The sequence below is a fragment of the Massilia sp. BHUDP2 genome (assembly GCF_046236355.1).
Lineage (GTDB): Bacteria > Pseudomonadota > Gammaproteobacteria > Burkholderiales > Burkholderiaceae_D > Telluria > Telluria varians.
The window spans coordinates 1,083,373-1,107,977 of sequence record NZ_JBJUVW010000002.1 but is presented as its reverse complement, the minus strand read 5'-3'; the positions used below and the strand labels follow the sequence as shown (position 1 = coordinate 1,107,977).

Annotated in this window: 21 protein-coding genes; 15 read left to right on the top strand and 6 right to left on the bottom strand. The window is 65.5% G+C overall.

What is annotated here, in order from left to right; translation table 11 throughout:
- Positions 1 to 40 precede the first annotated feature (40 nt).
- The 4 genes from ACK6C6_RS15590 to ACK6C6_RS15575 are packed head-to-tail and all read left to right on the top strand — an operon-like array spanning position 41 to position 3,651.
- Positions 41 to 2,041, top strand: coding sequence for a secretin N-terminal domain-containing protein (locus ACK6C6_RS15590; protein WP_409268296.1), 2,001 nt, complete (start codon positions 41 to 43; stop codon positions 2,039 to 2,041).
- Complete coding sequence (locus ACK6C6_RS15585; RefSeq protein WP_409268050.1) at positions 2,041 to 2,511, top strand: type II secretion system protein; 471 nt, start codon at positions 2,041 to 2,043, stop codon at positions 2,509 to 2,511. The genes ACK6C6_RS15590 and ACK6C6_RS15585 overlap by 1 nt, the downstream gene beginning before the upstream one ends.
- Positions 2,512 to 2,516: 5 nt before the next feature.
- Positions 2,517 to 2,900 (top strand): type II secretion system protein, encoded by a 384-nt coding sequence (locus ACK6C6_RS15580; protein ID WP_209588278.1) that lies wholly within the window; start codon positions 2,517 to 2,519, stop codon positions 2,898 to 2,900.
- Position 2,901: 1 nt separating this feature from the next.
- Positions 2,902 to 3,651 (top strand): type II secretion system protein, encoded by a 750-nt coding sequence (locus tag ACK6C6_RS15575; protein ID WP_409268049.1) that lies wholly within the window; start codon positions 2,902 to 2,904, stop codon positions 3,649 to 3,651.
- A gap of 23 nt (positions 3,652 to 3,674) precedes the next feature.
- On the opposite strand, the gene murJ is transcribed toward ACK6C6_RS15575, so the two are convergent.
- Positions 3,675 to 5,225 (bottom strand): murein biosynthesis integral membrane protein MurJ, encoded by a 1,551-nt coding sequence (gene murJ / locus ACK6C6_RS15570; RefSeq protein WP_409268047.1) that lies wholly within the window; start codon positions 5,223 to 5,225, stop codon positions 3,675 to 3,677.
- Between the two features lie 234 nt (positions 5,226 to 5,459).
- On the opposite strand from murJ, the gene rpsT reads away from it, so the two are divergent.
- Together rpsT and ACK6C6_RS15560 are read left to right on the top strand one after the other, a co-directional pair.
- Complete coding sequence (gene rpsT, locus ACK6C6_RS15565) at positions 5,460 to 5,726, top strand: 30S ribosomal protein S20 (protein ID WP_036216299.1); 267 nt, start codon at positions 5,460 to 5,462, stop codon at positions 5,724 to 5,726.
- A gap of 302 nt (positions 5,727 to 6,028) precedes the next feature.
- Entirely contained in the window at positions 6,029 to 8,263 is a 2,235-nt protein-coding gene (locus tag ACK6C6_RS15560; RefSeq protein ID WP_409268045.1) for an NADP-dependent isocitrate dehydrogenase, read from the top strand.
- 206 nt (positions 8,264 to 8,469) lie between these two features.
- Here ACK6C6_RS15560 and ACK6C6_RS15555 read toward each other — a convergent pair whose 3' ends face one another.
- A complete protein-coding gene (locus ACK6C6_RS15555) occupies positions 8,470 to 9,027 on the bottom strand; it encodes a pseudouridine synthase (protein WP_409268043.1) in 558 nt (185 codons plus the stop codon).
- Between the two features lie 181 nt (positions 9,028 to 9,208).
- On the opposite strand from ACK6C6_RS15555, the gene icd reads away from it, so the two are divergent.
- Positions 9,209 to 10,462 carry an NADP-dependent isocitrate dehydrogenase gene (icd, locus tag ACK6C6_RS15550; RefSeq protein WP_209588799.1) on the top strand — a complete coding sequence of 418 codons (1,254 nt, stop codon included), beginning with the start codon at positions 9,209 to 9,211 and terminating at the stop codon, positions 10,460 to 10,462.
- A 78-nt stretch (positions 10,463 to 10,540) separates the two neighbouring features.
- Positions 10,541 to 10,822: a hypothetical protein gene (locus tag ACK6C6_RS15545; protein ID WP_409268041.1), complete on the top strand. Its 282-nt coding sequence runs from the start codon at positions 10,541 to 10,543 to the stop codon at positions 10,820 to 10,822.
- An 88-nt stretch (positions 10,823 to 10,910) separates the two neighbouring features.
- Here the strand turns inward: ACK6C6_RS15545 and ACK6C6_RS15540 are convergent, their stop codons facing one another.
- Positions 10,911 to 11,114, bottom strand: coding sequence for a cold-shock protein (locus ACK6C6_RS15540; RefSeq protein ID WP_020653506.1), 204 nt, complete (start codon positions 11,112 to 11,114; stop codon positions 10,911 to 10,913).
- Positions 11,115 to 11,433: 319 nt separating this feature from the next.
- Here ACK6C6_RS15540 and clpS point away from each other — a divergent pair, with 319 nt between their 5' ends.
- The 4 genes from clpS (at position 11,434) to ACK6C6_RS15520 (ending at position 19,285) form a co-directional block, all read left to right on the top strand.
- Entirely contained in the window at positions 11,434 to 11,736 is a 303-nt protein-coding gene (gene clpS / locus ACK6C6_RS15535; RefSeq protein WP_027864722.1) for an ATP-dependent Clp protease adapter ClpS, read from the top strand.
- Complete coding sequence (clpA, locus tag ACK6C6_RS15530; protein WP_209588756.1) at positions 11,733 to 14,033, top strand: ATP-dependent Clp protease ATP-binding subunit ClpA; 2,301 nt, start codon at positions 11,733 to 11,735, stop codon at positions 14,031 to 14,033. The genes clpS and clpA overlap by 4 nt, the downstream gene beginning before the upstream one ends.
- Before the next feature lie 120 nt (positions 14,034 to 14,153).
- Complete coding sequence (locus ACK6C6_RS15525) at positions 14,154 to 17,570, top strand: S41 family peptidase (protein WP_409268040.1); 3,417 nt, start codon at positions 14,154 to 14,156, stop codon at positions 17,568 to 17,570.
- Between the two features lie 104 nt (positions 17,571 to 17,674).
- Positions 17,675 to 19,285, top strand: a complete 1,611-nt coding sequence (locus tag ACK6C6_RS15520) for a methyl-accepting chemotaxis protein (protein WP_409268038.1) — start codon at positions 17,675 to 17,677, stop codon at positions 19,283 to 19,285.
- On the opposite strand, the gene ACK6C6_RS15515 is transcribed toward ACK6C6_RS15520, so the two are convergent.
- From ACK6C6_RS15515 to ACK6C6_RS15505, 3 genes are all read right to left on the bottom strand, one after another.
- On the bottom strand, positions 19,286 to 20,722 hold the full coding sequence (locus ACK6C6_RS15515; RefSeq protein ID WP_409268037.1) for a PA domain-containing protein: 1,437 nt from the start codon (positions 20,720 to 20,722) through the stop codon (positions 19,286 to 19,288).
- Entirely contained in the window at positions 20,709 to 21,131 is a 423-nt protein-coding gene (locus ACK6C6_RS15510) for a post-PEP-CTERM-1 domain-containing protein (protein WP_209588752.1), read from the bottom strand. The genes ACK6C6_RS15515 and ACK6C6_RS15510 overlap by 14 nt, the downstream gene beginning before the upstream one ends.
- 407 nt (positions 21,132 to 21,538) lie before the next feature.
- On the bottom strand, positions 21,539 to 21,979 hold the full coding sequence (locus tag ACK6C6_RS15505) for an FKBP-type peptidyl-prolyl cis-trans isomerase (protein ID WP_409268036.1): 441 nt from the start codon (positions 21,977 to 21,979) through the stop codon (positions 21,539 to 21,541).
- A 72-nt stretch (positions 21,980 to 22,051) separates the two neighbouring features.
- Here ACK6C6_RS15505 and ACK6C6_RS15500 point away from each other — a divergent pair, with 72 nt between their 5' ends.
- From ACK6C6_RS15500 to ACK6C6_RS15490, 3 genes are read left to right on the top strand one after another with little or no spacing between them, the layout of a single operon-like run.
- Positions 22,052 to 22,516, top strand: a complete 465-nt coding sequence (locus tag ACK6C6_RS15500) for a DUF2127 domain-containing protein (RefSeq protein WP_409268034.1) — start codon at positions 22,052 to 22,054, stop codon at positions 22,514 to 22,516.
- Positions 22,517 to 22,544: 28 nt separating this feature from the next.
- Entirely contained in the window at positions 22,545 to 23,849 is a 1,305-nt protein-coding gene (locus ACK6C6_RS15495) for a family 1 glycosylhydrolase (protein ID WP_409268033.1), read from the top strand.
- Positions 23,850 to 23,857: 8 nt separating this feature from the next.
- Positions 23,858 to 24,595: an SDR family NAD(P)-dependent oxidoreductase gene (locus ACK6C6_RS15490; RefSeq protein ID WP_409268031.1), complete on the top strand. Its 738-nt coding sequence runs from the start codon at positions 23,858 to 23,860 to the stop codon at positions 24,593 to 24,595.
- Positions 24,596 to 24,605: the final 10 nt, after the last annotated feature.

Here is a 24,605-nt window from a genome sequence, read left to right as displayed (position 1 = left end):
GCTTCGCTTAGTTTCGCCCACGAAGACACGTGTGCTGGGTATGGCGCTGGCGGCCGTGCTGATCGGCGGCTGCGCCGGCCAGCGCGCCTTCCAGGAAGGCAATGCGCTGGTGGCGCAGGACCAGGTGGCGGCCGGGCTGGCGAAATACCAGGAGGCGGTCGCCGCCGATCCGGGCAATCCCCACTACCGCAGCGCCTACCTGCGCGCGCGCGACACGGCGGCCGACCGCCTGGTCAAGCAGGCGGAAAGCGCGCTTGCCAGCAACCAGACGGAAGCGGCGCTGCAGGATTACCGCCGGGTGCTGGCCTTCGACCCGGCCAACGAGCGCGCCAGAGCCGGCCTGCGCCAGGTCGAGGCCGACCGCCGCCACGCCGCCATGCTGCAGGAGGCGCGCGCCGCTTTTGAGAAGGGGGAACTCGATGGCGCGCGCCAGAAGCTGGCCGCGATCCTGACGGAGCGCCCGGCGCACGAGCCGGCGCGCCTCCTGATGCTGGACGTGGACGAGAAGGCGGCGGCAAGCCCTGCCGCCGAGGCGGCGCTGGCGGCGTCCTTCCGCAAGCCGATCAGCCTGGAATTCCGCGACGCGCCGCTGAAGCAGATTTTTGAAGTCATCTCGCGCCACGCGGGCCTGAACTTCGTGTTCGACAAGGACGTCAAGGCCGACCAGCGCAGCTCGATCTTCCTGAAGAACAGCACGGTCGAGGCGGCGGTCTACTACCTCCTGATGACCAACCAGCTCGAGCGCCAGGTCATGGACGGCAACACCATCCTGATCTACCCGAACGTGGCGGCCAAGCTGAAGGAATACCAGGAGATGACGGTCAAGACCTTCTTCCTGGCCAATGCCGAAGCCAAGAACATCGCCAACACCTTCAAGACCATCCTCAAGTCGCGCGACGTGGTGGTGGACGAGAAGCTCAACCTGGTGATCCTGCGCGACAGCCCGGAAGCGGTGCGCGTGGCGACCCAGCTGGTGGCGCTGCAGGACGTGCCCGAGCCGGAAGTCATGCTGGAAGTCGAGGTGCTGGAGATCAAGCGCAGCCGCCTGGTCGACCTCGGGATCTCCTGGCCGGGCTCGGTGTCCTTCGCGCCCCTGGCCTCGCTCGACGGCCCGGTCAGCATCGACCAGCTGCGCGGCCTGAACCGCGGCAACGTCGGCGTCATCAGCGACCTCTCCGCCACCGTCAACGCCAACAAGACCGACGGCGACTCCAACATCCTCGCCAACCCGCGCATCCGCGTGCGCAACAAGGAAAAGGCCAAGGTCGTCATCGGCGACAAGATCCCGAACATCTCGACCACGATCTCGTCGGGCGTGGGCGGCTTCGCTTCCGAATCGGTGAACTACATCGATGTCGGCCTGACCCTGAACGTGGAGCCGACCATCTACCTGAACAACGAGGTCGGCATCCGCATCTCGCTCGAGGTCAGCACCCTGGGCGACTCGGTCACGACCCGTTCCGGCACCGTGGCCTACCGCATCGGCACCCGCTCGGCGACGACCTTCCTGCAGCTCAAGGACGGCGAGAACCAGGTGCTGGCCGGCCTGATCAGCAATGAAGACCGCTCCAGCGGCAGCAAGCTGCCCGGCATCGGCGACCTGCCGATCGTCGGCCGCCTGTTCGGCAGCACGCGCGACACCAGCGACCGCACCGAGATCGTGCTGTCGATCACCCCGCGCCTGGTGCGCACGGTGCAGCGTCCGGCGGCAGCCAGCTCCGAGTTCGGCGCCGGCACCGAGGCCAGCTTCCGCCGCCGTCCGGACAGCACGGCGCGCGCGCCGGTGCAACTGCCGGTCAGTGCCGGCGCCGCCGCGGCCGCTGCCGCGCGTGCGGCAGGCACGGTGCAGGGCACGGCGCCGGTCGGCACCCCGGCCGCCGGATCGCCGGAGCGTCCGATATCCGTACCGCCGTCGCAGCTGCCGGTGACGCCGCAGACCGGCTCGCCGCAATCCGGCCAGCCGCCATCGAGCCCCGCTACCAACCTGCAGGTGGTCCCGGTCGCGCCGCCGCCACCCGCGGACCCGGCCACGCAACGCTGATGTCCACACGCGGCTTCACGCTCATCGAGCTCCTGGTCACGCTGGCGATCCTGGCCCTGCTGGGAACGCTCGCAGTGCCGGTGGCCCAGGTGACGGCGCAGCGCCGCGATGAAGCCGAGCTGCGCCGCGCCTTGCGCGAGATCCGCGCCGGTATCGATGCCTACAAGAAGGCGAGCGACGAAGGCCGCGTGGCCAAGGCCGCGGGCGCCACTGGGTATCCGCCGCGCCTGGAGATGCTGGTCGAGGGCGTGCGCGACCAGAAGAGTCCGAAGGGGGCGCAGGTCTATTTCATGCGCCGGCTGCCGCGCGATCCCTTCCATGCCAATCCCGATTCCTCGGATGCCGAGACCTGGGGCAAGCGCAGCTATGCCAGCGAACCGGACGAGCCCAGGGAGGGCGACGACGTCTACGACGTGTATTCCATGTCCGAGAAGCCGGGACTGAACGGCATCCCCTACAACAAGTGGTGAACCCGATGTCCAAGCTCACGCGCCTGCGCGCCTTCACCCTGATCGAACTGCTGGTGGTGCTGGGCATCGTGGCCCTGCTGTTGACGCTGGCAGTGCCGCGCTTCTTCCCGAGCATCGACGCTACCCGCGAAACCATCCTCGAGGAGAACCTGCGCAATACGCGCGCGATCATCGACCAGTACAAGGCCGACACCGGGCGCTATCCGGATTCGCTCGAGCAGCTGGTGGAGAAGAAGTACCTGCGCGAGCTGCCGATGGACCCGATCACCGAAAGCCGCGAGACCTGGATCGTGGAGCCGCCGCAGGAAGAAGAACAGGGCGAGGTCGGCAACATCAAGAGCGGCGCGCCGGGCAAGGGCCGCAAGGGCAAGCCCTACGCGGAGTGGTAGCATGCGTGCCCGACGCCAGGCCGGCTTCACCTACCTGGGCCTGATCATCCTCGTTTTCATTGTCGGCCTGGTCGGCGCCGCCACGCTGAAGGTCGGCGCGCTGCTGCAGCGCGCCCAGCTGGAAACCGAACTGCTGGAGACCGGCGCCCAGTTCAGCGCCGCGCTCAAGAGCTATGCCGACGCCACCCCGCGCGGCCAGCCGACCCAGCCCCTGACGCTGCAGGAGCTGCTGCGCGATACCCGCTTCCCGACCCCGCGCCGGCACCTGCGCAAGATGTTCGTCGACCCCATCACCGGACGGCCGGAGTGGGGGATCGTGTCGGCGACCCAGGGCGGCCGCATCCTGGGGGTGTACAGCCTGTCGCAGGCGAAGCCGCTCAAGCTCGCCGGCTTCGACGAACGCTTCCCCAATTTCGAGAACCGCGAGCACCACGCGGACTGGAAATTCATGGCGCTCGGGCAGGGCGCCGCCCCGCCGCCGCGCCGCGTGCCGGGCGCCTCCATGGAGCCGCCGATCACGATGGCGCCGCCGCCGGAGCAGCCGGCCGGGCCGGCCGCCGCACCGGTGGAGGCGCAGGCGCCGATGCGCGAGGTGGCCCCGCCCCCGCGCAACGAGCCGGAGCCCGAGGCGCCGCGCGAGGAAGCGCCGGAGCCGGCTGCCGACGACGACCAGGAACAAGACAAGGACGAGGGCAAGGACAAGGACGGCCCCCGGGAGCCGCCGCCCCCGGCCACGAATTCCGGGCGCTAGGGGGCGCTAGGGGGCGCTTGTCTCTACTTGGCGCGGCGCTTGAAGTCGCGCGGGCGGAAGCCCAGCGCCAGCAGCACCGCGAAGTAGGCACAAGCCGCCACCGCGATGATCGCCGCCAGCGCGCCGGCACGCAGCAGCGGCGTGGCGCGCAGCGCGATCCAGTCGAACTGCGCCTGGCCGAACCAGGACACGGCGCCCATCACGCTCACGGCGACCAGGAGCTTGAGGAAGAACTTGCCCCAGCCCGGCTGCGGCACGTAGATGTGGCGCCGGCGCAGGCCGGTGTACAGGAAGGCCGCGTTGATGCAGGCGCCCACGCCGATCGACAGGGCCAAACCGGCCACGCCGAACAGCGGCACGAACACGAGGTTGAGGAGCTGGGTCGCCACCATCACGCCGACCGCGATCTTGACCGGGGTGCGCACCTCCTGGCGCGCATAGAAGGCCGGCGCCAGGGTCTTGACCAGGATGAAGCCGAGCAGGCCGGCGCTGTAGGCCATCAGCGGCAGCGAGGAGTGGGCCACGTCCTGGGCGGTGAACACGCCGTAGTGGAACAGGGTGGCGATCATCGGCACCGCCAGCGTCGCCATGCCGACCGAGGAGGGGACCGCCAGCAGGAAGGTCAGGCGCAGGCCCCAGTCCAGCAGCGAGGAGTATTCCTGGGTGTCGCCTTCGGTGTTCGCCTTGGCCAGGCTGGGCAGCAGGATGGTGCCCAGCGCCACGCCCAGCAGGGCGGTGGGGAACTCCATCAGGCGGTCGGCGTACTGCAGGGCCGTCACCGCGCCCGCGGCCAGGCTGGCGGCGATGGTAGTGTTGATCAGGAGGCTGATCTGGGCCGCCGACACCGCGAACACGGCCGGCCCCATCTTGCCGAGCATGCGGCGCACGCCGCTGTCGCGCAGTCCGGTCATGGGATTGAGCGAGAGGCGCGGCAGCATGCCCAGCTTTACCAGCGAAGGAATCTGGATCGCCACCTGGGCCACGCCGCCCAGGCACACGCCCACCGCCATCGCATAGATCGGCTGCTCGAAATAATCGGCCAGCACCAGCGCCGAGACGATGAAGGAGATGTTCAGCAGCACCGGCGTGATGGCCGGGATCTTGAAGTGGCGCCAGGTATTGAGCACGCCGCTGGCCAGGGCTACGAAGGCCATGCAGGCGATGTAGGGGAACATCATGCGCGTCATGAGCACGGCGGCGTCGAAGGCTTCCGGTTCGCGCTGCAGGCCGCCGCCGATCAGGTAGATCAGCACCGGCGCGGCGAGGATGCCGACGATGCTGGTCAAGACCGTGGCCCAGACCAGCACGGTGGCCACGTGGTCGACCAGGGATTTCGTGGCTTCCTGCCCGTGCTTGGTCTTGTACTCGGTCAGGATCGGCACGAAGGCCTGCGAGAACGCGCCTTCCGCGAACAGCCGGCGCAGCAGATTGGGCAGGCGGAAGGCGATGTTGAAGGCGTCGGTGAAATTCGAGGCGCCGAAGGTGGCGGCAAACAGGCTGTCGCGCAGCAGACCGGTGACGCGGGACACCATGGTCATGCTGGAAATAGCGGCGAGGGTACGGAGCAGGTTCATGGCCCGGGATTATACTTGGGCAATAGTCCCGTAAGTGGCGGCGCACGTGCTCTCAGGCGACAATTATTGAATTATGAATTGCCCTAAGTGCTTTCGTTCGCTATAATCGTGGGCTGTACTGAATTCTGTTAGCAGACACGAATCGTTGGGCAGGCACTCGTCGGACATAAATGAGGCGCCAGTTTCACTCGCGAATGTTTGCAAACGCAACTTGACCCCGATTTAGGAAATTTCATGGCAAATACCGCACAAGCGCGCAAACGCGCTCGTCAAGCAGTTAAGCAAAACGCACACAACTCGGCACAGCGTTCGACCCTGCGTACCGCAATCAAGGCAGTTCGCAAGGCCATCCAGGCTGGCGACAAGGCCGCTGCAACCACCATCTTCCAGCAGTCCGTGTCGACCATCGACAGCATCGCTGACAAGAAGATCATCCACAAGAACAAGGCAGCCCGCCACAAGAGCCGCCTGGCTGCTGCCCTGAAGGCACTGTCCGCTTAATTAGCGAGGTGCGTGCGGCCTAGGCCGCGCAGGCAGTTCTGTGCAGAGCAAGACCCGCCCGACTTCGGTCCTGGCGGGTTTTGTCGTTTGCTGCTTATGCCTGGGCTCGCTACGAAATCCAGGTGGGCCGGCGGAGGGTCTTAAGTTTAAAACCCATGGCGCACAGTAAAATACTGGTGCATAATGTGAAACGCCGTCTTATGTCTTATAGAAGACTTCACGAAGTCCCGCCTTCAAGACCTGAGCGTTACCACCTGTTTTTTGACATCGTGCGACCCGCATGATCATCGAGGAAAAAGCGTATGAGCAGTGATCCGACCATCATCTACACCCTGACCGACGAGGCCCCGCTGCTGGCGACCCACGCCTTCCTGCCAGTCGTCAGCACCTTCACCAAGCCGGCCGGCATCAAGGTCGAGCAGGCCGACATCTCGGTTGCCGCCCGTATCCTGGCGCAGTTCCCGGAAAACCTGACTCCGGAACAGCGCGTCCCGGACGTGCTGACCGAACTGGGCAAGAAGACCCTGGAACCGGACGCGAACATCATCAAGCTGCCGAACATCTCGGCCTCGGTGGGCCAGCTGACCGCCGCCATCAAGGAACTGCAGGCCAAGGGCTACAATCTCCCCGACTACCCAGCTGATCCGAAGACCGACGAAGAGAAGGCCATCAAGGCCAAGTACGGCAAGTGCATCGGCTCGTCGGTGAACCCGGTCCTGCGCGAAGGTAACTCCGACCGCCGCGCACCGAAGGCCGTCAAGGAATACGCCCGCAAGAACCCGCACTCGATGGCTCCGTGGTCGCAGGCATCGCGCACCCACGTGTCGCACATGACCCATGGCGACTTCTACCACGGCGAAAAATCGATGACCCTGGACGCCGCCCGCGACGTCAAGATGGAACTGGTCACCAAGTCGGGCCAGACCATCGTGCTCAAGCCGAAGGTCGCGCTGCAGGCCGGCGAGATCATCGATTCGATGTTCATGAGCCGCAAGGCCCTGCTGGCCTTCTACGAGCAGCAGATCAACGACGCCAAGGACACCGGCGTGCTGTTCTCGCTGCACGTCAAGGCGACCATGATGAAGGTCTCGCACCCGATTGTGTTCGGCCACTGCGTACGCATGTTCTACAAGGAAGCCTTCGAGAAGCATGGCGCCCTGTTCGACAGCCTCGGCATCAACGTCAACAACGGCATGGCCGACCTGTACAACAAGATCGCCGCGCTGCCGGCCTCGCAACGCGAAGAGGTCGAGCGCGACCTGCATGCCTGCCAGGAAAACCGCCCGGCGCTGGCCATGGTCGACTCGACCAAGGGCATCACCAACTTCCACTCGCCGAACGACGTGATCGTCGATGCGTCGATGCCGGCCATGATCCGCGCCGGCGGCAAGATGTATGACGCCACCGGCTCCCTGAAGGAAGTCAAGGCGGTGATCCCGGAATCGACCTTTGCCCGCATCTACCAGGAGATCATCAACTTCTGCAAATGGCACGGCGCCTTCGATCCGAAGACCATGGGCACCGTCCCGAACGTGGGCCTGATGGCGCAGCAGGCCGAGGAATACGGCTCGCACGACAAGACCTTCGAGATCCCGGAAGACGGCGTGGCCAACATCACCGACCTGGCTACCGGCGAAGTCCTGATGAGCCAGAACGTGGAAACCGGCGACATCTGGCGCATGTGCCAGACCAAGGACGCCCCGATCCGCGACTGGGTCAAGCTGGCGGTCACCCGCGCGCGCAACTCGGGCATGCCGGCCGTGTTCTGGCTGGACCCGTACCGTCCGCACGAGAATGAACTGATCAAGAAGGTCAAGACCTACCTGAAGGATCACGACACCACCGGCCTGGACATCCAGATCATGTCGCAGGTCCGTGCGATGCGCTACACCCTGGAGCGCGTCTCGCGCGGCCTGGACACCATCTCGGTGACCGGCAACATCCTGCGTGACTACCTGACCGACCTGTTCCCGATCCTGGAACTGGGCACCTCGGCCAAGATGCTGTCGATCGTCCCGCTGATGGCCGGCGGCGGCATGTACGAAACCGGCGCGGGCGGCTCGGCGCCGAAACACGTGCAGCAGCTGACCGAAGAGAATCACCTGCGCTGGGATTCGCTGGGCGAGTTCCTGGCCCTGGCCGTGTCGCTGGAAGACCTGGGTATCAAGACCGGCAACGACAAGGCGAAGGTGCTGGCCAAGACCCTCGACGCCGCCACCGGCAAGCTGCTGGACAACCGCAAATCGCCGTCGCCGAAGACCGGTGAACTCGACAACCGCGGCAGCCAGTTCTACCTGTCGATGTACTGGGCCCAGGAACTGGCCGCGCAGACCGAGGATGCCGAACTGGCTGCTAAGTTCGCGCCGCTGGCCAAGCAGCTGGCAGAAAATGAACAGAAGATTGTTCAGGAACTGCTGGAAGTGCAGGGCAAGCCGGCGGACATCGGCGGCTACTACAAGGCCGACGACGCCAAGGTGAAAGCCGTGATGCGTCCAAGCGCAACCTTCAACGCTGCGCTGGAGTCGTTCGCGGCTTGAGCGTAGTTTGCTTTAAATGAAAACGCCGGCTTTCACGCCGGCGTTTTTTATTCACCTACCTTTAAAACCGTCGTTCCGGCGTAGGCCGGAACCCAATTTCGTCGCATCATGTTGGCAGGTGCACGCAAGCGTTTGTAGGACGCATAGGAATTGGATCCCGGCCTACGCCGGGATGACGACTCATAAGCTAGTAGGCCATATCCCTTTTATCGAAGCGCCGACGCTGGCACCTCAATAAACTCCCCCGGCATCAAGGGATGCGTCGCCAGCGAAAACGGCCCGATACTCGAGCGCACCAGCCGCAGGGTCGGCAATCCCACCGCCGCGGTCATCCTGCGCACCTGCCGGTTCTTCCCTTCTTCCAGCGTGATCGCGATCCAGCTGGTCGGCTTGTCCTGGCGCGCGCGGATCGGCGGATTGCGCGGCCACAGCCAGGCCGGCTCCGCGATGCGCACCGCCTTGCACGGCTTGGTGACGAAGTCGCCCAGGTCCAGCGGCGCCTGCAGCCGCGCCAGGGCGGCACTGTCCGCCACCCCGTCCACCTGCACCAGGTAGGTCTTGGCTTCCTTGTGGTCCGGATGGGCGATCTTGTGCTGCAGCTTGCCGTCGTCGGTCAGCAGCATCAGGCCTTCGCTGTCGGCGTCCAGGCGGCCGGCAGGGTAGATGTTCGGGATGTCCAGGTAGTTGGCCAGGGTCTCGCGGCCGTCCTGGCTGGAGAACTGGCACAGGACCTGGAATGGTTTATTGAAGAGGATCAGAGGCATGGAGTGCGAATCGGTACATAAAAGGTGCTGCGTAGCGCCTCGGAAAATACTGGTGCATAATGCAAGATGCTGGGAAGGTGTCTTATACAAGACTTGCAGCCGTATTCCACATTGTAGATGAAATGCGGGCCGGGCCCGACGCCGCGACGCGGCCTGCCACGCGACCACATGGGAGAGCATGATGTACCAACATATCAAGGTCCCGGCCGACGGCCAGAAAATCACCGTCAACGCCGACTTCTCGCTGAACGTGCCGGACAATCCGGTCATTCCATACATCGAGGGTGACGGCACCGGCGTCGACATCACCCCGGTCATGCTCAAGGTGGTCGACGCGGCCGTGGCCAAGGCCTATGGCGGCGCGCGCAAGATCAGCTGGATGGAAATCTACGCCGGCGAAAAGTCGACCCAGGTCTATGGTCCCGACGTGTGGCTGCCCACCGAAACCCTGGACGTGGTGAAGGACTACGTGGTCTCGATCAAGGGCCCGCTGACCACCCCGGTCGGCGGCGGCATCCGTTCGCTCAACGTCGCGCTGCGCCAGGAACTCGACCTCTACGTCTGCCTGCGCCCGGTGCGCTATTTTGCCGGCGTGCCTTCGCCGCTGAAGCAGCCGGAAAAGACCGACATGGTGATCTTCCGCGAGAACTCGGAGGATATCTACGCGGGCATCGAATGGGCCGAAGGCTCCGAAGGCGTCAAGAAAGTCATCAAGTTCCTGACCGAAGAGATGGGCGTCAAGAAGATCCGCTTCCCCGACACCTCGGGCCTGGGCATCAAGCCGGTCTCGCGCGAAGGCACCGAGCGCCTGGTGCGCAAGGCGATCCAGTACGCCATCGACAACGACAAGCCCTCGGTGACCCTGGTCCACAAGGGCAACATCATGAAGTACACCGAAGGCGGTTTCCGCGACTGGGGCTATGCGCTGGCCCAGAAGGAGTTCGGCGCCGAGCTGATCGACGGCGGCCCATGGTGCAAGTTCAAGAACCCGAAGAGCGGCCGCGAGATCACCATCAAGGATTCGATTGCCGACGCCTTCCTGCAGCAGATCCTGCTGCGCCCGGCCGAGTACAGCGTGATCGCAACCCTGAACCTGAACGGCGACTACATCTCCGACGCGCTGGCGGCCCAGGTTGGCGGCATCGGCATCGCACCGGGCGCCAACATGTCGGATTCGGTGGCCATGTTCGAGGCCACCCACGGCACCGCGCCGAAGTACGCCGGCAAGGACTACGTGAATCCGGGTTCGCTCATCCTTTCGGCGGAGATGATGCTCCGCCATATGGGATGGACGGAAGCGGCCGATCTCATCATCAGCGCGATGGAACGCGCGATCACCTCGAAAAAGGTCACGTATGACTTCGCGCGCCTGATGGAAGGCGCCACCCAGGTGTCCTGCTCGGGCTTCGGCGAGGTCATGATCGAGCAGATGTAATCGCATCGGCGCCGGCTCGGATGGGATAAAAGCCCCGTGCGTGTGCGCGCCGGGGCTTTTTTAATGTCGGAGACAGTAATGGCAGACTACGAGCGCATCGGCCGTTTCATTTATGGTTTCCACCGCATCGCCAATCCGGAAACGCTGCGCGACTTGCTCGCGTCGGGCCCGCTGCCGTCCGGGCTGGCCGACCGCGGCGCCGCGCTGGCGGAGCGCTTCGATGCCGTGCTGGCCGACTGGCAGGAGGACGCCCGGCTCGAACGCGGCGACTCCGTCAGCGACGAGCGCATCGCCGCACTGTTGAAAGACACCCGCGACTTCTCGGCGGAACTGGCTTATGCTCGTACCCAGGGTGCATGAAATGCGGGACGGCAGGCGAGGGGGGGAATGCCAGGGGTGAAAAAAAACCCCGCCGTGGCGGGGTTCTTCGCTTCCGGGAGGGGAATGATTACATGCCCTGGATGTTGGAAGCTTGCTTGCCTTTCGGGCCTTGCGTGACTTCGAATTGGACTTTTTGACCTTCTTTGAGGGTCTTAAAACCGTTCATATTGATCGCGGAGAAGTGTGCGAACAGATCCTCGCCGCCGTCATCAGGAGTGATGAAGCCAAAGCCTTTGGAATCATTGAACCACTTAACAGTACCAGTTGCCATAAAAGAACTTTCAAATTTTAACTAATCACACGAGCCATAAAAGCAAGAAGCTTCTTGCCCCCTCCTCAGCCTGCTCACTTCTTATCAACAAGTACATAAGTACAATGTCAATGACTGCATTGTTGGTGGAATAATCACTGAAGTCAAGCGGTTTTGGGGGGCTGTTGCCAAATTTTTCACGGCAGAGGTAACACGACTCTTGATTTCGTCAATTGGATCGCCATCTGCGCATTCATCGGAAAACCAGTAACATGGAAGCACATGAGAACGAGCTGATGTTTACGCTTGGCACAGACATTGAAAGCATTAAAATACGCCCATGGCTACGAAGCATGACACCGAACAGCTGCTGGAGCGGCAAACTGTAAAACCGCCACCCTTATATCAGGTGGCGTTGCTGAACGACGACTACACGCCGATGGAATTCGTGGTTGCGATCATCCAGGAGTATTTCAACAAGGATCGCGAAACGGCGACCCAGATCATGCTTTCCGTGCATCGGCACGGCAAGGGCGTCTGTGGGGTGTTTTCCAAAGATATAGCGTGTACCAAAGTGGAGTTTGTCTTAACGCATGCGCGTAAGGCAGGGCACCCCCTGCAGTGCGTGATGGAGGAAGTATGATTGCGCAGGAACTTGAAGTATCACTACACATGGCCTTTGTCGAAGCCCGTCAGGCCCGCCACGAGTTCATTACCGTGGAACACCTGCTGCTGGCCCTGCTCGACAACCCATCAGCCGCCGAAGTCCTGCGTGCGTGCGCGGTCAATATCGAAGACCTGCGCAAGACCTTGACTAATTTTATCGGTGATAACACCCCGACCGTGCCGGGCACGGGCGAGGTCGACACCCAGCCGACGCTCGGATTCCAGCGCGTGATCCAGCGCGCGATCATGCACGTCCAGTCGGCCTCGAACGGCAAGAAGGAAGTCACCGGCGCGAATGTGCTGGTGGCGATCTTCGGCGAGAAGGACTCGCACGCCGTCTACTACCTGCACCAGCAGGGCGTGACCCGTCTCGACGTGGTCAACTTCATCTCGCACGGCGTGCGCAAGGACCAGCAGCTCGACACCAGCAAGGCGTCGGAAGGCGTGGAAGAAGCGCAGGTCGAAGGCCAGGCCAAGGAAAGCCCGCTCGACCAGTTCACCCAGAACCTGAACAAGTCGGCCGCCGACGGCAAGATCGATCCGCTGATCGGCCGCGAGGAAGAAGTCGACCGCGTGATCCAGATTCTGTGCCGCCGCCGCAAGAACAATCCGCTGCTGGTGGGCGAGGCCGGTGTCGGCAAGACCGCCATCGCGGAAGGCCTGGCATGGCGCATCGTCCAGGAAGACGTGCCCGAGATCCTGCAGAACGCCGTCGTGTATTCGCTCGACATGGGCGCGCTGCTGGCCGGCACCAAGTACCGCGGCGACTTCGAGCAGCGCCTCAAGGCCGTGCTCAAGCAGCTCAAGGACACCCCGAACGGCATCCTGTTCATCGACGAGATCCACACCATCATCGGCGCCGGTTCCGCTTCGGGCGGCACGCTCGACGCATCCAACCTGCTCAAGCCGGCCCTGGCCAACGGCCAGCTCAAGTGCATCGGCGCGACCACGTTCACGGAGTTCCGCGGCGTGTTCGAGAAGGACCATGCCCTGAGCCGCCGCTTCCAGAAGGTCGACGTCAACGAACCGTCGGTCGAGCAGACCGTGGCGATCCTGCGCGGCCTGAAGTCGCGCTTCGAAGAGCACCATGGCGTGAAGTATTCGGCCTCGGCGCTGTCGACCGCGGCCGAGCTGGCGGCGCGCTTCATCAACGACCGCCACCTGCCGGACAAGGCCATCGACGTGATCGACGAAGCGGGCGCGGCACAGCGCATCCTGCCGAAGTCGAAGCAGAAGAAGACCATCGGCAAGACCGAGATCGAGGACATCATCGCGAAGATCGCGCGGATCCCTCCGCAGACCGTCAACCAGGACGACCGCAGCAAGCTGCAGACCATCGACCGCGACCTGCGCAACGTGGTGTTCGGCCAGGACCCGGCGATCGAAGCCCTGTCGGCCGCGATCAAGATGGCGCGTGCCGGCCTGGGCAAGACCGACAAGCCGATCGGCTCCTTCCTGTTCTCGGGCCCGACCGGCGTCGGCAAGACCGAGGTCGCCAAGCAGCTGGCCTTCATCCTGGGCATCGACCTGGTGCGCTTCGACATGTCCGAGTACATGGAGCGTCACGCGGTGTCGCGCCTGATCGGCGCGCCGCCAGGCTACGTCGGCTTCGACCAGGGTGGTCTCCTCACCGAGGCCATCACCAAGAAGCCGCACACCGTGCTGCTGCTGGACGAGATCGAGAAGGCCCATCCGGACATCTTCAACATCCTGCTGCAGGTGATGGACCACGGCACGCTGACCGACAACAACGGACGCAAGGCCGACTTCCGCAACGTGATCATCATCATGACCACCAACGCGGGCGCCGAGAGCCTGACCAAGCGCTCGGTGGGCTTCGTGGATTCGAAGGCGGCAGGCGACGAGATGGCCGACATCAAGCGCATGTTCACGCCGGAGTTCCGCAACCGCCTGGACGCCATCATCAGCTTCCGCGCGCTGGACGAGGACATCATCCTGCGCGTCGTGGACAAGTTCCTGATGCAGCTGGAAGAGCAGCTGCACGAGAAGAAGGTGGAAGCCGTCTTCACCGAGAAGCTGCGCAAGTTCCTCGGCAAGAAGGGCTTCGATCCGCTGATGGGCGCCCGTCCGATGTCGCGCCTGATCCAGGACATGATCCGCAAGGCGCTGGCCGACGAGCTGCTGTTCGGCCGCCTGGTCAACGGTGGCCGCGTGACGGTGGACCTGAACGAGAAGGACGACGTCGTCCTCGAGTTCCCGGAAGGCGACGCACTGCCGCCGCCGGCTCCGGCCGAGACGGTCGAGATCGAGTAATCCCCGGTCTCGCAATGAAAACCGCGCATCGAGCGCGGTTTTTTTTTGCACGTATGCACATCGCGCGCCCATCGGCATGTGGCAAACTCTTCCGCTTGAGTAACCCTTGCCATTGTGAACATGCAACTGTCCCGCACCATCCTCGCCCTTTCGCTGGCCCTGATCGGCAGCCAGGCCGCCGCCGCCGATCCCTACTTCCGTTTTCCCGCGATCCGCGGCGACAGCATCGTCTTCACCGCCGAGGGTGACCTGTGGCGCACGACGACCCAGGGCGGCAAGGCCACCCGCCTGACCACGCATCCTTCCAGCGAAACCCAGGCCGCGATCTCGCACGACGGCAAGCTGGTTGCCTTCGCCGCCTCGTATGAAGGCGCCCAGGAAGCCTACGTGATGCCGATCGAGGGCGGCCTGCCCAAGCGCATCACGTTCGAAAACGGCGGCGTGAACGTGCTGGGCTGGACCGCGCAGGGCGAAGTCCTGGTCAGTACCGAAAATTCGGTGGGACCGTCGAAACACCGTATCGTCGCCGCCCTCGACCCCGTCAAGATGACGCGCCGCGTGCTGCCGCTGGCCGACGCCAACGACGCCGTGCTGAGCGACGACGGCCGCACCGTGTTCTTCACGCGCATGGGCCTGTCGATGACCAACGATAACGTCAAGGCCTACCGCGGCGGCGCCCATGCCCAGCTGTGGCGCTACGAACTCGGCGCCAAGGGCGAAGCGACGCGCCTGTTCAAGGACGACGACGCCAACAACCGCCGCGCCATGTGGTGGCAGGGCCGCATCTACTTCATCAGCGACACGGGCGGCGCCGACAACATCTGGTCCGCGCTGCCCGACGGCAGCGACCGCAAGCAGCACACGGGGCACACCGAATGGGACGTGCGCACCGCCTCGCTGGGCGACGGCCGCATCGCCTACCAGCTGGGCGCCGACCTGCGCGTGTTCGACATCGCCGCCGGCACCGACACGCGGGTAGAGGCCAGCCTGGTCTCGGACTTCGACCAGCAGCGCACCCGCCGCGTGCGCTCGCCGCTCGACGCACTGACCAGTATCGACGTCGCCAACAAGGCCCAGCGCATCGTGCTGACGGCGCGCGGCAAGGTGACCATCGCCGGCACCGGCAGCTACCGCCGCGTCGAGATCGCGGTGCCGGACGGGGCGCGCGCCCGCGGCGCCGTGTTCAGCCACGACGACAAGTGGGTCTATGCATTCGTCGACACCACAGGCGAGAACGAGATCTGGCGCTACGCCGCCGACGGCTCCGGCAAGGGCGAGCGCCTGACCATCGACGGCGCCAGCCACCGTTCCGGCATCTATCCGTCGCCGGACGGCCGGTACCTGGCCCACACCGACAAGAAGGGCCGCACCTGGCTGCTCGACCTGCAGTCCAGGACCAACGTCATCATCGATGATGCGCAGCAGGTCGGCGCCGAGCGTCCGGACCAGGTCGTGTGGTCGCCGGACAGCCGCAACCTGGCCTTTGTCCGGGTCGGCAGCAGCGAGCAGCGCAACCAGATCGGCATGTACAACCTCGCCGGCAAGAGCATGGCCTTCGTCACTACCGACCGCTACACGGCCAACTCGCCGGTGTTCTCGCCGGACGGGAAGTGGCTGTACTTCCTGTCCGCGCGCCACTTCAATGTGGGTAACGCCGGTCCCTGGGGCGACCGCAACATGGGCCCGGTGTTCGACCGCCGCGTCGGCATCTATGCGCTGGCATTGCAGCCGGGCGTACGCTTCCCCTTCAAGCCCGAGGACGAGCTGACCACGCCGGAAGTGGCATCGCCCGAGGCCGCCGCGCGCGCCGCGGTCCAGACCCCGGGCAAGGAAGAGGCAGACAAGACCGCCGCCGTCGCTGCGGCCGCGGCCGCCACCGCGGCGGCGAATGCCGCGGATGCTGCCACAGGCGCGAAGGCCAAGGCGGCGCCGACCCCGGCGATCGACTACGCCGGCCTGCGCGAGCGCCTGTACGAAGTGCCGGTCGCGCCAGGCAACTACCGCGCCCTGGCCATCGACGAGAAGCGCCTGTACATCCTCGAGTCGGACAACGGCCGCAGCGGCGCGCTCAAGACCCTCGAGATCTCGCGCAGCAGCCCGCAGCTGGAAACCTTCGTGAACAACGTGCGCGAGTTCGGCCTGAGCACCGACCGCAAGCACGTGTTCTACCGCACCTTCCATGCCAGCGGACCGGGCGAGATGCTGATCGTCGCGGCCGGCGCCAAGGCCCCGGCCGACGTGTCGAAGGCGCGCATCAAGATCGACGACTGGGCGGTGAGCACCAACCCGCGCCTGGAGTGGAAGCAGATGTTCAACGACGCCTGGCGCATGCACCGTGACTTCCTGTACGACGCCAACATGCGCGGCATCGACTGGGCGGCCGTGCGCAAGCGCTACGCGCCGCTGGTCGAGCGCGTGACCGACCGCGCCGAGCTCAATGACGTGCTGGGCATGATGGTGGGCGAGCTCGGTGCGCTGCACTCGCAGATCATCCCGGGCGACGTGCGCCGCGCCGCCGGCGAGGGCGTTCCCTCGAGCCTGGGCGCCGTGCTGTCGCGCACGCCCGAGGGCTTCCGCGTCGACCGCGTCTACCGCAGCGAGCCCGAGCTGCCGCTTGAAGCCGGGCCGCTGGCGGCGCCGGACGTCGGCGTCAAGGAAGGCGACATCATCACTGCCGTCAACGGCAAGTCGCTGGCGGAAAGCCGGGACATCGCCGACCTGCTGCTCGACCAGGCCGACAAGCAGGTGCTGCTGCACGTGAAGAGCGGGGCAGCCAAGCCGCGTCCCGTGATCGTGACGCCGGTGTCGATGGCGCAGCACGCCAGCCTGCGCTACGCCGACTGGGAACAGGGCAGGGCGCAGCAGGTCGACCAGGCCTCGAAAGGCAGGATCGGCTACCTGCACCTGCGCGCCATGGTGGCGCGCGACATCAACGCCTTCGCCCGCGACTTCTACGCCAACATCAACAAGGAAGGCCTGATCATCGACGTGCGCCGCAATAACGGCGGCAACATCGACAGCTGGATCATCGAGAAGCTGCTGCGCCGCTCGTGGGCATTCTGGACCTCGAACGGCACCCTGCCGCAGTCGAACATGCAGAACACCTTCCGCGGCCACCTGGTGGTGCTGATGGACGAGCTGACCTACTCGGATGGCGAGACCTTCGCCGCCGGCGTCAAGGCCCTGAAACTGGGCCCGCTGGTGGGCAAGCGCACCGCCGGCGCCGGCGTCTGGCTCAGCGACGGCAACAGCCTGGCCGACAACGGCAGGGCGCGCGTGGCCGAGTTCGGCCAGTTCGCAGCCGACGGCGAATGGCTGATCGAAGGCGTGGGCGTGACGCCCGACGTCGAGGTCGACAACTTGCCGCACGAGACCTTCGAAGGCCGCGACCGCCAGCTGGAAGTGGCGATCGGACTGCTCGAGAAGAAGATGAAGGAGCAGCCGGTCATGCCGTGGAAGCCGGCCGCGATCCCGGCGCTCAAGCGCCAGTGGGAAGCCGGCGAGGCCGCCGGCAAGGCGCCGCCGACCAACAAGTAAGCGCCTCATCCCGTGACATTCGCAGGCGCGGATGTCACGGATTTTCATCGCCCTGTCACATTGCATTTTTAGACTGCAGGTATCCGATCAACTCGATACCTGCCATGCACCTCGCGAAGCTTCACACCGGCACCAAGATCCTCGGCGCCTTCGGCATCGTCTCCTTCCTCCTCCTGATCATCTCGGCCGTGGCGCTGTGGCGCATGCAGTCCAACGATGCCCTCACCACCGACCTGGTCTACGACAAGCTGGCCAGGCAGCAGCTGGCCTCCGACCTGCTCGGCGTCGAACGCCTGAACGGCTCGCGCACGGTCGCCATCGCGCGCAGCGACAGCCTGGAGCTGGCGGACTACTTCGGCGCCCAGCTGGCCCAGGGCAGGAAGGCGGCCGCCGAGCTCGAAGCGAAACTCGGCAAGCTGCCGCGTACGCAGGCTGAAGCCGCGCTGATGGCGCAAGCCGGCGGCCACAAGGCGGCGCTGGACAAGGTGCAGGCCGCGCTGTTCCAGGCCAAGGAGCTCGGCCAGACCGGCGTCGTCGAGCAGCTCGTCGGCGGCGACTGGGAAAAGGGCTACCAGGCCTACACGGGTGCGCTGGAAGCCCTGCTGGCCCACGAAACCGACGCGGCGCACCGCCTCGCCAGCGAATCGGCCTCGGCCTCGCTGTTCGGGAAATCGCTGGTGCTGGCGCTCGGCCTCGGCGCGCTCGGCATCGGCGCGCTGCTGGCCTGGATGCTGACCCGGAACATCGTCGGTCCGCTGCAGCAGGCCGTCAGCCTGGCCGAGCAGGTGGCGAAGGGCGACCTGCGTCCGGTCATCCGCCACGCGCGTGCGGACGAAATCGGCCGCCTGTTCGACGCCCTCAACGGCATGACCGGCGGCGTCGCGGCCACCGTATCCCAGGTGCTGGCCGGCGCCCGGGCGATCGATTCGGCGTCCGGCGAGATCGCGGACGGCAACCAGGACCTGTCGCGCCGCACCGAGCGCCAGGCAGCGAGCCTGCGCCAGACCGTCGGCGCGATGGAAGAACTGCGCGAAGCCATCGACCGCAACAATGCCAGCGCCCGCTCGGCGAATGCGTTGGCCCAGTCGGCCTCGAACGTCGCCACCCGCAGCGCCCAGGCGGTCGAGGAGGTGGTGGCGCGCATGGGCGCGATCAAGGCCTCGGCCGACAGGATCACCGACATCACCGGCATGATCGACAGCATCGCCTTCCAGACCAATATCCTGGCGCTGAACGCGGCGGTGGAGGCGGCGCGCGCCGGCGCCGAGGGACGCGGCTTCGCCGTGGTGGCGGCCGAGGTACGCAGCCTGGCCCAGCATTCGGCCTCGGCGGCGAAGGAGATCAAGAAGCTCATCAAGGATTCGAGCGCGGAGATCGCCGCCGGCACCGGCATCGCCGGCGCCGCGGGCGAGACCATGCGCGCTGTGCTGGCCCACGTGCACGACGTGGCCGGCCTGCTCGATACCATCTCCACCGCCAGCGGCGAGCAGGCCAGCGGCGTGGCCCAGGCCAGCCAGGCGATCGCCGAGATGGACGAGTCGACCCGGCAGAATGCCGCGATGGTCGAGCAGGCAGCCAGCGCGGCCGGGGCGATGCGCCGGCAGGCGGCCGAGCTGTCGGAACTGGTGGCGACCTTCAAGCTGCGCCATGGCACGCATATAGACGAAAAAAAGCCGCCTGCAGGCAGGCGGCTTTCGCTGGAAACGGCGGGGTGATTACCAGCCGATGTCCTTGAACAGTTCCATCGTCAGGTCGGTCGGCGCCGTCACCGAGTGGGTGAGGTCGGCATTGATCGACGGTTCCATCAGCTGGTTGCGGGTGGTCGCGGTGTTGTAGTGCGACACCGACGAGCCCTGCTGGAACGGGTTCGGCGTGAACATCGTGACGCGGCCCTGTGCATCGGCGCCCGAGAGCTGGGTCTTGGAACGTTCGAGCTTGCCCACGGTGCCGTTCGCGTTGCCGTTCGGCTTGGTCAGGCTGGCCAGGATCGTCGCGCCGTCGGCCTGCGACACGCGCACGGCCGGGATGGTGATCGACGGATCGGCGCCGCCCAGGCCGGTGACTACGCCCGGTGCGTTGTCGGCCACGATCACGCCGATCGCGCCGGCGTCCTGGGCGTTCTTGACCTTGACCGTGAAGCCGCAGGTGCCGCGGCTGACCAGGGCGATCTTGCGGCGCACCGCTTCGGCATTGGCCGCGTTGAATGGCGTGCAGGCCGAACCCGGGCTGTCAGGCTGCAGGGCCACCGCGGCGATCTGGCCGGTCAGCGGCGACTTGTCGATCTTCGGACCGAAATCGGCTTCGCCGACTGCGTACAGGTCGCCGGACGGCGAGTTGGCGCCGACGCCGATCACGCGCAGCTGGGCGGTCGGAGTCAACACCGATGGTGCGGCCGCGGTGACGCGGGCGCCGGTCCAGGACAGGCCGCCCGGCTTGAGCGCCGATGCGGCACGCTCGGCGTTGCTCATGTCGATCCACAGCTTGCCGGTCGTGTTATCGAGCAGGAAGGTATCCCAGACCGACGCGCGTCCGGCAAACGGAGCACCGGTCGCGCCGCTGGTGAAGGTCTGGAAGCCCAGACCGTGGCCCATTTCGTGCAGCAGGGTGGCGACGAAGTCGATGTCATTGCCTTCGTTCGCATCCAGGCCCAGGTAGAACGCGCTGCCTGCCAGGCAGTTCGACTTGCCGAGATTGGAATTGAAGCGAGCCGTGATCTGGCCGCCCGGCGAGGTCGAGATCTCGCTGCCGTACAGCTTGTTGGCCAGGGCATACGAATACCAGACGTCGGTCTTCGGCGCGCCCGGGAAGTTGGCGAACACCTGGGTGGCGCCGGCGCTGCCCAGCACCGCGCTGGTCGCGGTGCACGACAGCGGCTCGAAGGTCGCATTGATGACGATCGGGACGTCGCTGGTCAGGGTCTTGCCCCAGATATTGGCCGCGTGCGTGAACGCGATCAGGCGCTGCTGGCCGATGGTGGTGCCGGTATTGCCGCCGACGGGCGTCGCCGGGGTGGTCTCGTTGAAGCCGACGCCGGGGGCGTTCAGGTTGTTGATGACGATCTTTGCTGCTGCCTGGGCAGTGCCCATGCTGCCGCAGGCCAGGGCCAGGGCCGCGGCTACCAGAGTGAGGCTTGGACGCTTATTCGACTTCATTCTGGTGCTCCTTGGCGTGCGTGGACACTGGGGTGGACAGGGCGGAGTGGGCTGCATGCGAGCCGTGGGCGCACTCGGCTTCGAGCTTGCCGTCCGCGGTGCGGCGGACCACCGTGTGCATCATCGACTCCTCGTCGACGTGGGCGGCGAGGACGCCGTTCTGCTGCAGGCTGGCGACGCCGGCGACCGGGGCGCCGGAGGCTGCGCGGGCGGCCTTCTGGGCTTCGCGCTCCGCTTTGCGCAGCTCGTTCAGTTTCTGTACCTCAGCGGCAGTCGCATTACGCAGCTTGCCGGTGCGCGGGTCCTTGGCAACGGTCTGGCCTTCCTGTCCGGCAGCGAGCGCCGATCCGGCGAACGCCAGCGCCGCAATGGCGACAGCGCTACGCAGCATGGATACACGGATTTGCATGTTGTGTTTTCTCTCAGAAAAATATACGTCAATCGGTACAACTTTTCTTTCCCCGCCTCTAGAGCCGGTTGTCAACAACTATAGCTTTGGAAATAATGGAATTGCACGAAACTATTAAAAATTTTATATCTTTATTGTAGCCGATGTGCATATAAAATTCGGTTTTCTCTCTCAAAAGGCTGATGTAAATACAATCTTATCGCGCGTTGTTTTTTGTGCGCAAGGCACACTAGGCCGAAATAAGGTATTGACGGGCGCGCGGTCCTGCACTAGGACGCGGCAATATGGGAGAGGGCGTTGCCTGCAGGCAGGACTTCAGAGGGGGAGGGCGTGCTACGCGGGGACAGCCGGGAAGGCTGGAGAGGAACAGGCGCCGGGGGAGTTGCCGGCGCCATGAGGACCAGCGCTCAGCGCACGTCGAGCAGTTCGACGTCGAAGATCAGGTTGGCATTCGGCGGGATCGGACCTGCGCCCGAGCTTCCGTAACCCATGCTGGCGGGGATGATGAGGGTGCGCTTGCCGCCGACCTTCATGCCGGCCACGCCGGCATCCCAGCCGGGAATGACCTGGCCGCCGCCGAGGTGGAAGCTGAACGGCTCGCGTCCGCTCGAGGAGTCGAACTGGGTGCCGCGCTTCGATTCGGTATTCGGCTCGTACAGCCAGCCGGTGTAGTGGACGACCACGGTCGTACCGTCGGTCGCTTCCTTGCCGGTACCGGCCACGGTGTCGATCTTTTGCAGCGCCACGCTGTCGGCGGCTGCCGCGGGAGGGTTTTCGGCGCGCTTGCAGCCGGTGACGGCCAGCGTCATGCTCAAGCCAAGGATGCAGTAGGAGATCAGCTGTTTCAAGGTATTCTTTCGTAAAAGGGACAAGGGCGAAGGCAGCGGCAGTATACATGCGATCGCCCCACGGGAGAACGCATGCGCCTGTCGCAGGGACTTCGCGCCGTGGCCGCGCTCGAGGCGGCCAAGGGCATGGTGGTGCTGTTGACCGGCTTCGGCCTGTTCGCACTGCTGCACCGTGACGTCCAGCGCCTTGCCGAGCTGCTGGTGGCGCACGCGCACCTGAACCCCGCATCCCACACGCCCCGGGTGTTCGTCGAGCTGGCAGGGCGGCTCGACGATGCGCGCCTGCTGCAGCTTGCGGCGGCGGCCCTGGCGTATTCAGGCATGCGCATGGTCGAGGCCTACGGCCTGTGGCATGGCCGTGCATGGGCGGAAGGCCTGGCGGCGGCCAGCGGCGCCATCTACCTGCCGTTCGAGCTGGACGAACTGGCGCGCCGTCCCGGCCTGCTGAGCGCCGGCCTGCTGGCCGTTAACCTGGCCATTGTCGCTTTCATGGTCTACAGTTTGAAGAGGCGCCGCGCAGCGCGCCGATCCGATTGACACGGCGTGGCCCACGTACGGACCGCATATGGTATCGAACCAACCCGGATTCCTCTTTGCCACCGGCATCGAGAACAGCATTCCGACCATCGATGGCGGCCGGGTCCGCATGGACGAGATGGACAAATGCGGGCACTACCGCCATTGGCGGCGCGACTTCGACCTGGTGCAGGAAATCGGCATCCGCTTCCTGCGCTATGGCCCTCCCTTGCATACGACGCTGCTCGGTGCGCGCCGTTATGACTGGTCGTTCGCCGACGAGGTGTTTCCCGACCTGCGGCGCCGCGGCCTGGTGCCGATCGTCGACCTGTGCCATTTCGGCCTGCCCGATTTCCTGGGCGACTTCCAGAACCCGGATTTCTCCGCGGTCTTCGCCGACTATGCGCGCGCCTTTGCCCAGCGCTATCCCTGGGTCCAGCTGTACACGCCGGTCAACGAGATGTCGATCTGCGCGCTGTTCTCCGCCCTGTACGGCTGGTGGAACGAGCAGATGCGCGACGACCGGGCCTTCGTCACCGCGCTCAAGCACATCGTGAAGGCCAACCTGCTGGCCATGCGCGCCATCCTCGAGGTGCGCCCGGATGCGCTGTTCGTCCAGAGCGAATCGACCGAGTACTTCCATGCGCGCTCGCCCGCCGCGATCGGCCCGGCCGAGACCAGGAACGCGCGCCGCTTCCTGTCGCTGGACCTGAACTACGGCCGCCGCGTCGACTCCACCATGTACGAGTACCTGCTCGACAACGGCATGACGCGCGACGAGTACCACTTCTTCCTGAACAACAACCTCAAGCATCATTGCATCATGGGGAATGATTATTACCAGACCAACGAGCACCATGTGTCGGCGGACGGCTCGACCATGGCGTCGGGGGAGATCTTCGGCTACGCCGTGATCACGCACCAGTACTACAACCGCTACCGCCTGCCGGTGATGCATACCGAGACCAATCTGTGCCAGGGAGCGTGCGGGGACGAGGCCGTGAAGTGGCTGCGCAAGGAATGGGCCAACGTGCTGCGGGTACGTAACAACGGCGTGCCCCTGGTCGGCTTCACCTGGTACTCCCTGACCGACCAGGTCGACTGGGACACCGGCCTGCGCGAGAACAACGGCCACGTGAATGCCCTCGGCCTCGCCGACCTCGACCGCCAGCTGCGCCCGGTCGGGCTGGCCTACCGCGACCTGATCCGGGACTGGACCGAAGTGCTGCCCACCCAGAGCGTGTGCCTGCAGGTGCCGCTGGCGCTGGACAGCGACTACCCCGGCTTCGACTTTGCGGCGCCGCACACGGCGCCGGCCGAGGCGGCGACCGGCGCACCCAGGAACACGGAATAGGAGGGCGTATGCGCTTCGACGGCAAGCTCGTTCTCGTCACCGGCGCCGCCGGCGGCATCGGCCTCGCGGCGGCCAAGCGCTTTGCCGCCGAGGGCGCCAGCCTGGCCCTGGTCGACCGCGACGCGCACGCCCTGCCGGCGGCCGCCGCCGCGGTGGGCGGGTGCGGCCCCGGCGAGTTCATGGAGGTGGTGTGCGACGTGGGCGCGGAGCAGGAAGTCGGCGCCGCCGTCGGGCAGGTGATGCAGCGCTTCGGGCGGCTCGACGTGGTGGTCAACAACGCCGGCCTGATGGTCTTCAAGCCCATCGTGGAACTCGGCGCGGCCGACTGGACGAAGGTGCTGCAGGTCGACCTGCTCGGGGCCTTCTTCTTCATCAAGCAGGCCTTCCTGCACATGGGGCAGGGCGGCGCGGTCGTCAACGTCGCGAGCGTGCATGCCCTGGAGACCGAAGTCAAGGTGGCGCCCTATGCGGCCGCCAAGGCCGCCCTGCTGTCGCTGACGCGCTCGGCGGCGCTGGAAGGCGGCCCCAGGGGCATACGGGTCAATGCCGTGCTCCCCGGGGCGGTCGACACGCCGATGCTGTGGAATAACCCGGAGGTTCAGTCCGGGGTCGAACACATCGATGCGGCCGAGGTGGGCAAGCCCGCCGACATTGCCGCGGCGATCGCCTTCCTGGCGTCCGGCGACGCCGCCTTCATCCAGGGCGCCTCGCTGCTGGTGGACGGCGGGCGCCTGTGCCGCCTGTAGCCAGTCCGCA